The 14,899-nt window shown below is 44.2% G+C and carries 10 protein-coding genes; 9 read left to right on the top strand and 1 reads right to left on the bottom strand.

The features are described from left to right. Positions 1-108: 108 nt before the first annotated feature. The 7 genes from nikC to A6049_RS10160 all read left to right on the top strand — a co-directional run bounded on the left by nikC (position 109) and on the right by A6049_RS10160 (position 11,839). Entirely contained in the window at positions 109-1,008 is a 900-nt protein-coding gene (gene nikC, locus A6049_RS10190) for a nickel transporter permease (RefSeq protein WP_063564527.1), read from the top strand. Between the two features lie 848 nt (positions 1,009-1,856). Further along, positions 1,857-3,737, top strand: a complete 1,881-nt coding sequence (gene htpG, locus A6049_RS10185) for a molecular chaperone HtpG (protein ID WP_063564526.1) — start codon at positions 1,857-1,859, stop codon at positions 3,735-3,737. A gap of 706 nt (positions 3,738-4,443) precedes the next feature. Next, the gene (locus A6049_RS10180; protein ID WP_145921915.1) at positions 4,444-5,694 is read left to right on the top strand and encodes a hypothetical protein; all 1,251 of its coding nucleotides are present in this window, start codon (positions 4,444-4,446) and stop codon (positions 5,692-5,694) included. Positions 5,695-6,303: 609 nt separating this feature from the next. Then, positions 6,304-7,719: a deoxyguanosinetriphosphate triphosphohydrolase family protein gene (locus A6049_RS10175; protein WP_063564524.1), complete on the top strand. Its 1,416-nt coding sequence runs from the start codon at positions 6,304-6,306 to the stop codon at positions 7,717-7,719. 30 nt (positions 7,720-7,749) lie between these two features. Next, entirely contained in the window at positions 7,750-8,745 is a 996-nt protein-coding gene (locus tag A6049_RS10170; RefSeq protein ID WP_240321366.1) for an LLM class flavin-dependent oxidoreductase, read from the top strand. Positions 8,746-9,107: 362 nt separating this feature from the next. Then, positions 9,108-10,820, top strand: a complete 1,713-nt coding sequence (locus A6049_RS10165; protein ID WP_063564523.1) for a methyl-accepting chemotaxis protein — start codon at positions 9,108-9,110, stop codon at positions 10,818-10,820. Between the two features lie 44 nt (positions 10,821-10,864). Further along, positions 10,865-11,839 carry a TRM11 family SAM-dependent methyltransferase gene (locus A6049_RS10160; RefSeq protein WP_240321365.1) on the top strand — a complete coding sequence of 325 codons (975 nt, stop codon included), beginning with the start codon at positions 10,865-10,867 and terminating at the stop codon, positions 11,837-11,839. A 136-nt stretch (positions 11,840-11,975) separates the two neighbouring features. Here the strand turns inward: A6049_RS10160 and A6049_RS10155 are convergent, their stop codons facing one another. Beyond that, positions 11,976-12,932, bottom strand: coding sequence for a D-2-hydroxyacid dehydrogenase (locus A6049_RS10155; protein WP_063564521.1), 957 nt, complete (start codon positions 12,930-12,932; stop codon positions 11,976-11,978). Between the two features lie 189 nt (positions 12,933-13,121). On the opposite strand from A6049_RS10155, the gene thpR reads away from it, so the two are divergent. After that, a complete protein-coding gene (gene thpR / locus A6049_RS10150) occupies positions 13,122-13,730 on the top strand; it encodes an RNA 2',3'-cyclic phosphodiesterase (RefSeq protein ID WP_063564520.1) in 609 nt (202 codons plus the stop codon). 130 nt (positions 13,731-13,860) lie between these two features. Further along, positions 13,861-14,718 carry a cell wall hydrolase gene (locus A6049_RS10145; RefSeq protein WP_063564519.1) on the top strand — a complete coding sequence of 286 codons (858 nt, stop codon included), beginning with the start codon at positions 13,861-13,863 and terminating at the stop codon, positions 14,716-14,718. The last annotated feature ends 181 nt before the right edge of the window (positions 14,719-14,899 follow it).

The following is a 14,899-nucleotide window of genomic DNA, read 5'->3' as shown; positions in this document are numbered from 1 at the left end:
AATCTGGGGATAACAGCGATCGGAAGATGGTGCTGCAATCGTAGCGCTTGGGTGTAATAGAACTCGTTGATCTTGTATTTCATTCATATCCAAGAAGGGAGACGCCGCATGGCCAAATTATCGACCAATACCGGAGCATCCGTTGACGCCGCGTCGGCACCTGCCTCGGGTCCATGGCGGGAAGCCTGGAGAACGTTTCGGAGAAATCGGCTTGCGCTGGCAGGTTTGATCATTATCGTTTTTTTCATCCTGTTGGCCTTTGCTGCCCCGTATATTGCCCCGTATGACTACAAAGAGCAGGTGCTCGCAGATCGTCTGCAAGCCCCTTCGGCAGAGCATTGGTTTGGTACCGATGATCTCGGACGTGACGTATTTTCCAGAGTGCTGCATGGAGCGCGCATTTCATTGTGGGTTGGTTTCTTTTCTGTTATTGGCTCTATTATTGCGGGCGCATTGCTCGGTCTGATTGCTGGATATTATGGAAAATGGGCAGACATGCTCATCTCGCGTTTGTTCGATATCTTGCTTGCTTTCCCCGCTATCCTGTTGGCAATTGCCATTGTGGCGATTCTCGGTCCGTCTTTGCAAAATGCACTGCTCGCGATAGCGATCGTGAACATCCCGACCTACGGACGATTAGTGCGTTCAAGGGTACTTAGCTTGAGGCAGGAGGAATTCATTACGTCTGCGCGTACGCTCGGGGCTAGCAATATGCGAATTCTGTTCCGGCACATCTTGCCCAATAGTCTCACCCCGCTCATCGTACAAGGCACACTGGGGATTGGAACAGCAATTATTGAAGCGGCTGCGCTCGGATTCCTCGGCATGGGGGCCCAACCACCTGACCCGGAATGGGGCAAAATGCTTTCGGATTCCCGCCAGTTTCTGCAAAAAGCACCGTGGACGCTGATTTTCCCCGGACTTTCTATCATGTTCACCGTGCTCGGTTTCAACTTGCTCGGGGACGGCTTGCGCGACACCCTTGATCCAAGGATGGCCAAAAAGTAGAGGTTTGCATCTCTGGTTGCTTTCTAGTTTCAACTCTAGTTGAATCTCTAACTAAGTCTACAATTCTGTTCCAATTCTAAAGAACCTAGAAAGCCTTATTCTGCGATTTCTTGCCAATGCTGCCTGTACTCATTACAATTTGTATCCAAGCCGGTTCGAACTGTGGTTCGAGGCGGCTTTTGTGTTGCATGATGTATTGCGCTAAAATGGTTAAAGATGTGCAAATTTGAAGTGTTATTCGATGATTTTGTTAAAATAACCGCCTTCGTATTGACACCCAATTTTCCCATATGTTATATAAAAGGAAAGGGTTTAGCACTCCAATCATCAGAGTGCTAATAAATGATATTTTTTACTACACGACTACATATGGAATGATTGTGTTTTTGAATATGGATTAGTTAACCTTGAATAGGACATGCGAAGCTAAGGGGACACAATAAACCTGAAGAAGCGGCTCTCCACGTTTAATAACAGATTCACTTCATTGATGATCTCAATCCTAAAAATCAGTTCCTGATTAGATGCAAAAGTAGTGGAGGGGACGAAATCGATTTGGAGGAAGCGAAGCGTTCGCCTTTATCACTGAATTTCTCCCTTTTCAAAAATGGAATCAAAGGAATTCGGGGATAACAGCGATCCGAAAAACGATTCGTAACCGGAACGGCTACATGCAGAACGTCATGCACTTATTTTTACAATGAGTCATTTATAGTCAACACAATTTCTGTGGACCAGAGCGATCAAAGGTTTTGGAGTCTACTAATCGCCCTAGGATTATTCGGTTACTTTCCATATTCAACCTAACCCAATCATTCTATCCCCAATTTGAAAGGAGACACCCATTCATGGCTAAAAAAGAATTCCAGGCTGAATCCAAACGCTTGCTAGATATGATGATCAACTCCATTTACACCCAAAGAGAAATCTTTTTGAGAGAACTGATCTCCAACTCCAGTGACGCCATTGACAAAATATATTACAAAGCACTGACGGACGACACACTCGTCTTCAACAAAGAGGACTACTATATCAAGCTCACTATCGACAAAGAGAACCGTACGCTCACACTGACCGATACAGGAATCGGGATGACGCAGGAAGAGTTGGAGAACAATCTGGGCGTTATCGCGAAGAGCGGCTCGCTGGCGTTCAAGAAAGAGAATGAAGCCAAAGACGGCCACAACATCATCGGACAATTCGGGGTTGGTTTCTACTCCGCGTTTATGGTGGCGGACAAGCTGACGGTAACCAGTAAAACGCTGGGCAGCGACGAAGCATGGAAATGGGAATCCGAAGGTGCGGACGGATACACGATCTCACCAGCCGAGAAAGATTCTGTGGGTACGGAAATTGTCCTGACGATCAAACAAAATACCGAAGAAGATTCGTATGACGAATTTTTGGAAGAGTACCGCCTGAGATCCATCATCAAGAAATACTCCGACTTCATTCGTTACCCAATCAAGATGGATGTGACAGGTCAGCGTGCAAAAGAGGGTACAGAGAACGAGTTCGAAGAGTACAAAGAAGAGCAAACCGTGAACAGCATGGTGCCGATCTGGCGTAAAAATAAAAGCGAACTGACCGAAGAAGACTACAACAACTTCTATATGGAAAAACGCTACGGTTTTGACAAACCGCTAAAACATCTGCACATCAGCGCTGATGGCGCAGTGGTATATAATGCGATCCTGTTTATCCCGGAGAACACACCGTTTGATTATTATACAAAAGAGTATGAAAAAGGGCTTGAACTGTACTCTAACGGTGTATTGATCATGGATAAATGCGGTGATTTGCTGCCAGATTACTTCGGATTTGTAAAAGGTATGGTTGATTCCGAGGATCTGTCTCTGAACATCTCCCGTGAAATGCTGCAACATGACCGTCAACTCAGCCTGATTGCGAAGAACATCAAGAACAAGATCAAGAGCCAACTGCAAAGCTTGCTCAAGGACGAGCGTGAGAATTACGAGAAATTCTATCAAGCGTTTGGCCGTCAGCTGAAGTATGGCGTATACAGCGACTATGGCGTGAACAAGGATACCCTGCAGGATCTGCTTTTGTTCTCTTCTTCCAAAGAGAAGAAATTGGTTAGTCTGGACGAGTACGTTTCCAGAATGCCTGAAGATCAGAAGTACATCTACTACGCATCGGGTGAATCCATTGAACGGATTGAGAAGCTGCCACAGATCGAGGGTGTACTCGACAAAGGTTATGAAGTATTGTACTTCACCGACGACATTGATGAGTTTGCAATCAAGATGATCACGAATTATAAAGAGAAAGAATTCAAATCCATCTCCAGCGGTGACCTGGGCATCGAGGACAGTGCAGACAAAGAAGAGACGGACGCACAGGACAACGACAACAAAGAGTTGTTCGAAGCGATGCAAGCGCAGCTTGGCGGCAAAGTAAAAGCTGTTAAAGCTTCCAAACGCCTGAGAAGCCACCCAGTATGTTTGTCCACTGAAGGTGAGCTGACGATTGAGATGGAGAAAATCCTGAAAGCCATGCCGAACAGCGAAAATGTACAGGCAGATAAAGTGCTGGAGATCAACGTAAATCACGATGTCTTCAAATCCCTCAAAGACGCATTCGCACAGGATAAAGAAAAACTAAGCCTTTACACAAGCTTGCTGTATCATCAAGCATTGCTGATCGAAGGACTACCAATTCAAGACCCGGTAGAGTTCACCAACGATATCTGCAAGGTTATGGTGTAAACTACCTTCTTCACCCGACAGGGCATTTGCCCTGTCGGTTTTTTATTTTTATCTCCTTACCCATACCGGGGAGGGGACGGGGGAGACAGACTATCATTGAAGTAATGAATGAACAATTTAATGGTATTCTTTAGCCTCTCAAAGTCTTGTTTGAAGTCCCCCTTTATAGGGGATGTAATGTCATTTTAGATTGGGTGTGAATCAAACAGCGAAAGTAGTGAAGGGGACGGAATCGATTCTGAAGAAGCGAAGCGTTCGCCTTTATTCCCGAATTTCTCCCTTTCTAAAGGGAATCAAGGAAATTTGGGAATAACAGCGATCAAAAGAACGATCCGTAACCGGAACGGCCGCCGATGCACATTAAGCAATAATATTTCATGTGTTTGAACTGTCTGAATATGAACTTTCATAGTGGAACTGTCGTACCTCATTTTACAATTCGTAATAATAACAAAATGAAGCTATGTAGGTAAGTCATTTGTTATAAATAATGGTTCCTCCAGATGTAATTTTCAAAAAAATGAATGGAACTAATTTTTACTGAAAAATTACTTTGGCATTGATACAAACCGTTGGCCGTGATACAATTTGTATCAAAAGCGATGTTGAGAGGTGAAAGTATATTAAAGCATTATTCGCACCTAAACCTTTTGATAATTATTTTAAAATTTGGGCCGTTGTTTTACCTATAAATTCTTGGGTTTTAATGCCTTCAAATCCAGGAACCACGCCTGGGTTACTTTTATCCTTGTTATCAGTTGTTTTTGTGCTTTTATTTGCTATTAGTCTAAAATTCAAAAACAATATGGAAGTTAAACAGGTAACAAATTATTTTTATAGAGATATAATTATTTTCGTTTACGTGTTAACGCTATTTAACGGTTTAGCACAATTAACTGTCTTATTCAAAATGAATGAAGGATATGACTACAACTTTGTGCACAATGTTATATTAGTTAACGAAAATGGGCATGTATTTTTAAGAACTAGCCTATTTACTCAATCCATATATCTTATTGCTGCTTCAATAATTTGCTTTTACACTAAGTATTTTTACAAGAAAGAGTGGAATAAGTACATATTCATAGGTACTTCTATATTTCTTATTTATGGGTTTTACGAATGGATTTATTATTTAGTATTTGGAACAACTGGAGACTTTTTAAGTAACAGAGTATTTGCTTTAGATATTAACGGTGATCCTAGATTGGGGAGCATGAGTCAGAGAACTGATGCTTTTGGAATAAACACACTCAGAATGAAGAGTTTAACAGGAGAGCCAAGCGCTTTCGCGCTAACTGTATTACCTCTCTGGGTATTCGCAATACATTTACGCAAACCTTTATTCCATATCCCCATGCTAATAGCATTAATTTTATCTACCTCATCAACCGCATTTTTAGGAATACTGATTTATTTCATCTATAGAGTTTTGTGTTATCATTTAAAAGATAGGTATTGTCAAATACTAATATATTTTTCCACAATTTTAGTTATCCTAAATTATAAAAGGGTTGCATCTGTTCTTGAATTCTTACTATTTAATAAGATTGATTCCCACTCTGGAAATCAAAGATCCTCTTCTATGTTCACACATCTAGAATATTTTTCTCATATGCCATTTTTCAATAAGTTGTTCGGGCTTGGATTTGGATATGTTCGCTCAACCGATTTTTTCTCAACATTATTGGTTAATAGCGGTATCTTTGGATTTATTTTCTTTAGTGTATTTTTCTTATATCCAATGTTCAAATTAAAGAGAAACTATTTTAATGATGGTCTTAAAATTTCTTTGCTAATAATTTATGTATCCTTAATGATATCCGTCCCGGAATTTTCCTACTTGACTACATGGTTATTTTTGGGGATAAGTTACAATCAGCTAGCTAGAGAAAAAAAATCAACCATTCTTCATAATTTGAATCCCGCAAAATTTCAATCATCAAAAGTAATGTGAGTATGTAGGGACTTAGAATTAAATGTTCGGTAAAGTAGATTTCTCATTCTTTGAGGGATACTTTACCGAACTTTTTTTTAGAGAATTTAATCAATGGAATACGTTGTACTTATTAACTCAACTTTCGCACCTAGAATGTTAACTTAAACCCTTAAAGGCGTAAGTAAGAATTCAATACAGTTACTCCTATTGACAAAAAAACACCTCGCTTCTTTGATTCATGGAAGTATTGAGCAACCATGAAAAGAAAGGTGTATAAACCTATGTTACAACAACATTCCTTGTCCAAACAACCTCGTTTTTCTAAACTTTTTTCTACGCTTCACATCGTGAAAGCCCTCAGGCATGCAGCTATTTCCAAATCGTTTGCCCTTTCGATTTTAGCGATTTTTAGAGCTGAGAAAATTTGAGTAAATTGTGATTTCATTTTATATCATTATCATTTAGGTGCACGGGTGATAGTCTGGCAGGGTATAATAAGAGAAGACGACTGTGCATCACAAGTTGATGTGAGAAGAGATGACAATCGCAGACAGGTTTTGCTTTTCGAAACTGCAGAATATGTGTATAATCACTCAAAATAGAGACAGTCGGCTAGGAGTGATCAACATGCAATGGAACGATCTGAGAGAACATAGACAATACCCTGAACTAACGAAACTGGACGGGGCTCGTGCAGCCTATGAGCGCGACTATTCCAGACTGATACATTCACCGACTTTTCGTCGGCTGCAAGGCAAATCGCAGGTGTTTGGCGCAGGAACGGGCGATTATTATCGCACACGATTGACCCACTCCCTGGAGGTGGCGCAGATTGCGCGAGAAGCAGCAAGAAGCTTGCTGCGTCGCTACCCGGAGGTGGAGTTGAACCAGGCGGACAGCCCTGGACTGATTATTGATTCGGAAGTGGTGGAGTGTGCCGCGATTGCGCATGACTTCGGTCACCCGCCTTTTGGGCATAAAGGGGAAGAAGTGCTGGATGGCATCCTCGATGATCTCATCAACACAGAGGTCAAGAAAATCATGAAGAAAAATCGCGGGGCCAAATCACCTCAACCGGAATCGGAAATTCGTGCAGAGCTCAAGCGGAAGTATGAGCACTTTGAAGGTAATGCGCATAACTTCCGTCTCATTATGTATTTGGAAAAACGGGAAGATATCGATGGGTTAAACCTGTCGGATGCGGTGCTGCTGGGCATCAATAAGTACCCGTATCCTGGTACGGAGAGCAAGAAAGGCATGTATCATCATGAATGGCAGTATATCCGCGAAATTCGCGATCGTTGGAACATTCCTGCTGGCAAAAAGACACTTGAAGCGCAGCTGATGGACCTCTGCGACGATATTGCGTATTCCGCACATGATCTGGAAGATGGCATTAAGGCAGGTAAAATCGAAGTACACGAGCATTTCCTGCAAGATCCACATATCAATCGATTGATTGTGGATAAGATTACCACACTGGAGGATCTGTTCTGGAACGGATGGACAAGGGAAGCGATTGGGAAAAAAGTCGAAGAAGTCCTCGCTTCGTTCCTGCGCATCTGGAATGAAAAGATGCCTTTCTGCGAGCATGATTACTCACGTACCCGCCGTGAGGTCAAGGCCTACTGGGTCAGCCTTTTTGTTGCTAGCCTGGGGGTTATTGATAACGGAGACTGGAAAAAGGTGACGTTTGTCCGTGAAGGAGCCGAGGATCTCGATATGCTGCGCACGGTGAGTGTGCTTAAGAGCTTTGCCTGGGTGACCATGATTCGTGACCTTCGTGTGCAGAGGTTGCAAAAGCGCAGTGAATGGATGATCAAGCGTCTGTGGGATGCTTTCCTTGACCCGGAAACGTCTAAATCCATTATTCCATCCGATTGGCTGCAACGCTATGAGAAGGATCAGGCGAAGGCGAATCCGATCTGGACTTGGGAGCATATGGTGATTGATTATATTGCCGGGATGACGGATGCTTTTGCCGAGAAAATCTACAATGAACTTTATGGTCTCAAGGTCGGTTCCATCTATGATCTGGATTAGAGATAAGCGAGACGAAGGGAGATGAGACGCTTGGGTGCGAACATCAGTGGAAAATACAATCTGGGCGTACTTGACCTTGTTCCAAGGTTGAACGGCGCCACAGCAGAACAGGCGCTGCAACAATCCGTTAGACTTGCGCAGCATGCTGAAGCATGGGGCTATTCAAGGTACTGGACATCGGAGCACCATGACATGGACGAACTTGCATCAGCATCACCGGAAGTGCTGCTTGCCCATATTGGCGCGCGAACGAACACGATCCAGCTTGGCTCCGGTGCCGTACTGTTACCTCACTATAGCCCGCTTAAGGTAGCGGAGTCGTTTCGACTATTGGCGGCGCTATACCCGGGGCGCATTGAGTTAGGCTTGGGACGTGCTCCTGGGGGAGGTCCCCATGCAACGATGGCCTTGAGTGGCAATTACTTGCAACATGTGTCCAAGTTGCCTGAGTCGCTCGCTGCACTGACCGAACTGCTGGAAGATCGTTACACTTATGAGGAACATCCGGTGACGGCCCGTCCGATTCCGGAGCTTCCATTATCCTTATGGATGTTGGGTACCAACGTGAAGAGTGCTGAGTTTGCCGCTCGCTTCGGTATGGGGTATGTATTCGGACAATTCATGAGTGATGCGGATGGTACGGAGGCTGTGCGGCGTTATCGGGAGGGCTTTATCCCCAGCGCCAATAGGAAAGAGCCGGAGGTTATGGTTGCTGTAAGTGTGCTGTGTGCGGAGACGCAGGAAGAAGCGTTGTCCTGTAGCCGCGAAATGGCGGAGAAACGCAGAGCTGTTGGGAAAGAGATTCCAACGCAATCTGACAACATCAACACAAGTACCAGCGCCAACGCCGATACCGATGCCAATGAGAATGAAGTACATCGACATTACGCCGGTACACCTGAACAGGTCTGGAATCAGTTGCAGCAGGTGTGCCAAAGGCTAAATACGGATCGGCTGCTTGTGGTGACAACTGGACCAGATTACGAGCGAAGGTTGGCCTCATACAAGCTACTGGCGAACGCATAAGAGGGCGACTGTTAGCCGTTATGATACAAAGAATGGCTGGTTTCATACCCGCCATCTGCATGGAGTCAAATCGTAAGAGCTGCAGATCGGATATTTGCCGTATGCTGCAGCTCTTTTTTGCTTCATTTTAGTCTTAATTTTACATCATTCGATTCCGTTCAACAGATGATGTGAAATAATCACAAGATTTTACAAAATAAAGCATGACTAAAACAAAAGAATGTTATAATACTTTACGTCTCTTTTCCTATAGATATAATATAGAAAAGAGTGTTTTGCAAGATGCCAAAAGAAGGGTAAAACAACGACAAAAGCACCTAAAATACGGAAGTGGCCGAAGATGGGCACAAGGGGGAAATCACATGTTCAGCAGATTCAGGATCAAGAGTATCGGTCTGCGTATCAGCATCGCGTTCTATCTATTAATCCTCTGTTTAATTCTTCTTAGTGTCACGATTGTTACACAAATGAACTCGATGGAAAAAAACACGAATATGATCACCAATAACTGGATGCCCTCCATCCAGCAGATTAACCGATTGAATTATACAACAGAACATATTCTGTCATTGAGCTATCGTCACTTTGATGCACAGGCAGGGGCCAAAGCGGACCTTGCTGAAGAGCGCACCAAATACATTCGCGAAACGGCTCAGGCTATTAAAATATATGATCAACAGCAAAAGACGGCTGAAGAAAAAGAACATTGGGAAGCATTAAAGACCAAGTGGGAAGCTTACCTCAAAATCAACACGCAATCCATCAAGCTGAGTGATGAAGGTCAGGAACAACTGGCTAAGGAAGTATCTGAAAAAGGGGCTGCCTCCTTCGATGCCATGCAAGTCCATCTGGACTATCTGGTGGATTACAATCAGGAGCAGTCCGATCTCTCTGCGGCTCAGACGATCAGATCCGTCCAAGATGGACGAATCATTATCGTCATTGGTGTTCTCGTGATGATTATCATTACAGCAATTGCGATCCCTATTATCCGTTCACAAGTCGTTAAACCACTGCTTCGGGTGATCAGTGCCGTGAAACTGATTGCGGAAGGTCAATTGAATGTCCAGGACATACATACCAAACATGAAGACGAAGTTGGTGTACTTGCCAAAGCCGTGAATGACATGAAAGGTAATCTGACCTCGATGGTATTGAATGTCAGACGAATCGCTGAAGCCGTCAATCGTCAAAGCAGCGAACTGGCCATTTCCTCTGAAGAGGTTAAGATCGGCAGTCGCCAAATTGCCATAACGATGGAAGAGTCGGCAAAAGCGGCGGAGAGTCAGGCGGAAACGGCTGTTGAATCCGCCCGTACCGTCGAGGGGCTGAACGCAAATATTCAGCAACATTCGGAACAGGGGAATCAGCTTCGTCTGATGTCAGAACTGATTCTGAAACAAGGACAGACAGGTCGCGAGTCCATGGAGCAATCCGTGAACCAAATGCTACAGATTGCTGGCGCAGTTTCCTCTTCCATGAACAAGATGGAACAGCTGGACCGCAAAAACGAAGATATATCGCAGTTGGTTCAAGTTATTCATGACATTGCGCGCCAGACCAACCTGCTCGCATTGAATGCTTCCATTGAAGCTGCCCGTGCAGGAGAGAGTGGACGCGGATTTGCAGTTGTTGCAGCAGAAGTGCGGAAGTTGTCCGAAGCCGTTCGGACTTCTGTAGAAGAGATTACCGTCATCACCGAGGATATCCAGAAGGATTCTCAGGGTGTTGTTGAGGAATTGCGAACAGGTGTACTGGAAACAGAACGAGGGCAGCAGCAAGTACGTAATTCCGGCAATCTGTTCCGTACCATTAATGAGTCGGTAGAGGGTATGGTTCAAGTCATTGGTACAATGACGGATGGTCTGGAAGGTATGCAGGAAGCGAGCGGACGCATGAATGATTTCAGTCAACAAATCTCGGCAGTGTCAGAGGAATCCGCGGCAAGTGTTGAGGAAGTGTCAGCGTCAGCCGAAGAACAGGTGAGTTCAATGGAAACGATTAGCGGCAATATTCAAACCCTAAAAGATCTGTCCGAGGATCTGCTTTCTTCCATTGAAAAATTAAAAATATAAAACTTCTTCTTATAATAGAAGAAACATGAAGGACGGCTACCATATTGAGCTCTACAAACAGCAAAGATTCAGTTGTCGGAAGTTACGTATATACCTTCGCTTGCCATGAGAATGAACGTGCCCTATGTGAATTGGAATTGGAAACGATGCTCGTTCCTGGGACAGATATTGGTTCAGGAGATCACGCCTATGTTTGCTCCCATATTTGCATTCCACCAGGTAGAAGTCCGTTTGTCCGGGGCAGACTGGATGTGATGGCCGAAGCGGATACAGTGGCAGGTCTGAAACCTGTCGCTTCACAAATCGAACTGTCTTCTGGTGAAACGTTCAAGGTTGTCTGCTTGAAAGAGGGCGATGACATGCCGGATTATGCGCATTCCCGTCTGCTGGAAAAAGAGCTGGGCATGTGCATTCAAGGCAAAGCTATGATGAAACAGCCTGACGTGACTTTTGGACTAATGCTATTGAATGGAAAATGGCTCTTCGGTCAATGGACAGAAGCCGATCGCTCGTGGCAAACCCATCATCAGAAGCCGCAAAATTACTCCACAGGCCTTGGTGTTACGTTAGCCAGAGCGTTAGTCAATATTGCTATTCCGCAAGTGGAGGGGCATCAGTTGCTCGATCCATGCTGCGGAATGGGAACCGTTGTAATTGAGGCATTGTCGATGGGAATTGAGGCCAAAGGAAATGATTTGAACCCTTTGGCAGTACAGGGTGCTCGCATTAATCTTCCTCATTATGGGTATGATTCAGCCAGAATTACCCTCGGGGATATGAATGATCTGGAAGGTTTCTACGAAGCAGTTATTCTGGACATGCCATATAATCTCTGTTCTGTTCTTCCGGATGAGGAACAACTTGCCATGTTGACCAGTTTGAAGAGACTTGCAGGACGGGCAGTGATCGTTTCCACCGAATGGGTGGAGGGGCACATTCTGGATGCCGGATGGAACATCGACCAGTATCGAACGGTGAGCAAAGGTACGTTTATACGTCACATTTGGCTATGCACTTAGAACGACTGCGCTGAAAATAACAGAAAAAACCTCCATACCGGAAAAAATCCATTTTCCGGTATGGAGGTTTTTGATTTTCGTAGGGAAACTACCTTACATGAATTTGTACAATTTCACATAAGAAAAATAAGCATTTTTAGTATTTGTGACTATAATTCACCAGATTGAGAGGAAGGGTTTTTCCGGCGATATATGCTTCCAAATTTTGAATAAAAATATCAAGTGCCCGCTCGGTGTATTGCTCTGTACTGCCTGCAATATGTGGAGTAATCAAAACGTTATCCTTACCCCATAGTGGATGGTCGGCAGGGAGCGGCTCCTCCTCGAATACGTCAAGTGCAGCAAAGGCTAACTGTCCACTGTCCAGTGCACCCAGCAGAGCTTCCGTATTCACGCTTGGGCCACGTCCCACGTTGACGAAACAGGAACCGGATTTGAAATGCTCAAATGCAGACTGATTATAGATATGATGCGTTTCATCTGTGAGTGGCAAAATATTGATAACGTAATCGCCTTGCCCTAGTGCTTCGTGTAAGCCGGACATATTGTACATTTGGTCTACATTTGGAACGTCTTTTCCGGAGCGCCGAACCCCAATGACGTTCATGCCCAGTGCTTTGAGAATGCGCGCAGTTTCTGATCCAATCTCTCCCACACCGACGATAACCGCTGTTTTGCCATGCAGTTCAGGAAGTGGTTTGCCTGGGGATTTCCACTCTGCCTGCTGCTGGTGCAGCATTGCTTGTCTGAGCCAGCGGCTGTGGGACAACATCATGCCCAGAATAATTTCGGTAATGGGAATGGCGTGTACGCCATTAGCACTGGTTACCAATATACTTTTTTGTTCCAAATCTGAGAAAGGAAGGTTGTCCACACCTGCGGACCAGACCTGAACCCATTTCAATGGGCTGTTTTCTTCAAGTGCATGTTCAGTTACCAGAGGAGACCAGCCTAAGATAATTTCGGCTTCTTTTAACTCCGATGTGTCAATCTCTTTGGCTTTGCCTACCGTAAGTGTATAACCTGGTGCTGCATCCAGAATACGTTGTTGCTGCTTTGTCGACAAGGATGGAAAACATACAATTTTACCCATAGTTAGTGGCCTCCTGAATTGAAATAAGTTGTGGTATTAGTGTAGCAGAAAAGAAGGTGATGTGCGTAAAAGGCAGGAATACAGCCTCTTGTGCAAATCCCAAAAATTGTGTCACTCTATACTTAACCAGCTTGAAACCATAGAGACGACTGTGAAATAATAAAACGAACTTTAGATGAGGTGTATACTATGAATAACTATTTACATTCACATACGGATCTTCCATCCCGACGGGAACGATTATTTATTGCACTCCGGGTGCCTGCACATATTCAGAATTCACTTCGGATGTCTGCGGAACAGGTGCAAGGAAAGCTAGATTTTCGCAAATGGACGGACTACCGGGATTATCATATTACATTGCAATTTCTGGGAGATATCCTTGTTAGTGACATTGGACAACTTCGGAAAGCGCTGCGTTCGGTAACGGCCGGGTTCCAGCCTTTTGAACTGCAATTATCTGGTTGGGGAACGTTCGGTTTGGAAGAGGCGCCAAAGGTGCTGTGGAAAGGTGTTGAAGGAGAAACGGATCAACTTCATCTTCTGCAAAAACGGATCGTCGACGCAACTTCCTCCCTTGGATTCGAGGCCGAATTAAGACCTTATTCTCCTCATATTACGATTGCGCGTAAATTTCTGGGTCAGGACCCAGGAAATGAAGATAAAGGGATATTTAAAGTGCTTCCAGGACAATTTTTAGGTGTTAATTCTTGGATGGTGCAAGATTTTGTGCTTTATGTGACACAGCCAGGTCAGGCGCCGATGTATGGGGTTGTGGATACGTTTTCTTTTTCCTGAAACTCATTGATATGACATAAAATCACATTGACATTACGTTATTCCCTATGTAATATTAGCCATCGTTATTCAAATTCTTTTTTTGTGGTTACTTAGATTAGGGAATTGTTTCGACAGGAGGAATCTTCGAATGGATATTATAAGCAAGAATCGTTGGGTGGCACCGATGTTATCTGTGCTGCTTGTATGTATAGTGGGGGCTAACGTCGTTCAGGCGACTGGTAAGTGGAATGAGGCAAGTGATAGCAAACAGATGACCGAACTTGCGGCATCTGCAGAAAATAGCGAAAATTCTTTTAGCGGAGACAGGCGAATGATGGAAGACGGGACAAGTCTATCTACTGATGCGTCTATTCAGACTGATAACTGGACCAATTCGCTCCCGGCCAAGAACTGGCTGACGGCTGCCCAAGAAGAGCAGGAACAGAAAGAAGCCAAGGCTAAACATGCGGCCCGAGCTGCAGCTGCGGCCAAAGCGAAGAAAGAAGCTGCTCTGAAATTGGCCAAGATTGAGCATGCCAAAGCGTTAGCTGCAATTACGACTCCCCCCCAAAAACTTTACTTTACACGGACCAAACTCCTGAACCAGGAAGACTCGAAACTTGCAACCTGGTCATACAGTGTGTCCGATAAAGAGCTGCTTCTGCTGCAAAAAATCGTCATGGCAGAGGCGGAAGGTGAACCGTACGAAGGCAAAGTGGCAGTTGCCAATGTTGTCTTAAACCGGCTGCGGTCAGCCAATTTTCCTGATACCATTTACAAAGTAATCTACCAGAAATCTCAATTCAGTCCTGTAGCGAACGGGCGCTTGAAACGTGTTACTCCTAATGAGGACAGTATCAAGGCAGTTAATGCAGCGTTGAATGGGAAAAAGGAAGTCGCCGATGATACGTATTATTTCTTGTCATTGACGCTTGCGGATGATCTGACAGTGGCTCGCTCCCAGAAAAAAGTAAAAACGATCGGGCATCATACTTTTTACAAGTAATTGACCTGTAAATTCTGCAAACAGGCAGGGTAGTTAACTATGTATTTGCTACATAGACCTTGAAAAGCCCTGTAATGCAGTTTTATTTCGTCGTTTTTAATTTCATTGGTGATGAGAGTTTGTTATTTAAATTACCCTTTTTTGCAGCAAATCATACGTATATATGAATGAAATAAAAGAA

The sequence above is a fragment of the Paenibacillus sp. O199 genome (assembly GCF_001636635.1).
In the GTDB taxonomy this organism is placed as follows: domain Bacteria; phylum Bacillota; class Bacilli; order Paenibacillales; family Paenibacillaceae; genus Paenibacillus; species Paenibacillus marchantiae.
The sequence above is the reverse complement of the archived record's forward strand: the minus strand, read 5'-3'. Positions and strand labels throughout refer to the sequence as shown.

Excerpts from the sequence above, each read along its gene's own strand:
- nikC (WP_063564527.1), top strand. The coding sequence starts at position 109 with ATGGCCAAATTATCGACCAATACCGGAGCATCCGTTGACGCCGCGTCG.
- htpG (WP_063564526.1), top strand. The coding sequence starts at position 1,857 with ATGGCTAAAAAAGAATTCCAGGCTGAATCCAAACGCTTGCTAGATATG.
- A6049_RS10180 (WP_145921915.1), top strand. The coding sequence starts at position 4,444 with ATGCCTTCAAATCCAGGAACCACGCCTGGGTTACTTTTATCCTTGTTA.
- A6049_RS10175 (WP_063564524.1), top strand. The coding sequence starts at position 6,304 with ATGCAATGGAACGATCTGAGAGAACATAGACAATACCCTGAACTAACG.
- A6049_RS10165 (WP_063564523.1), top strand. The coding sequence starts at position 9,108 with ATGTTCAGCAGATTCAGGATCAAGAGTATCGGTCTGCGTATCAGCATC.
- A6049_RS10155 (WP_063564521.1), bottom strand. The coding sequence starts at position 12,932 with ATGGGTAAAATTGTATGTTTTCCATCCTTGTCGACAAAGCAGCAACAA.
- thpR (WP_063564520.1), top strand. The coding sequence starts at position 13,122 with ATGAATAACTATTTACATTCACATACGGATCTTCCATCCCGACGGGAA.
- A6049_RS10145 (WP_063564519.1), top strand. The coding sequence starts at position 13,861 with ATGGATATTATAAGCAAGAATCGTTGGGTGGCACCGATGTTATCTGTG.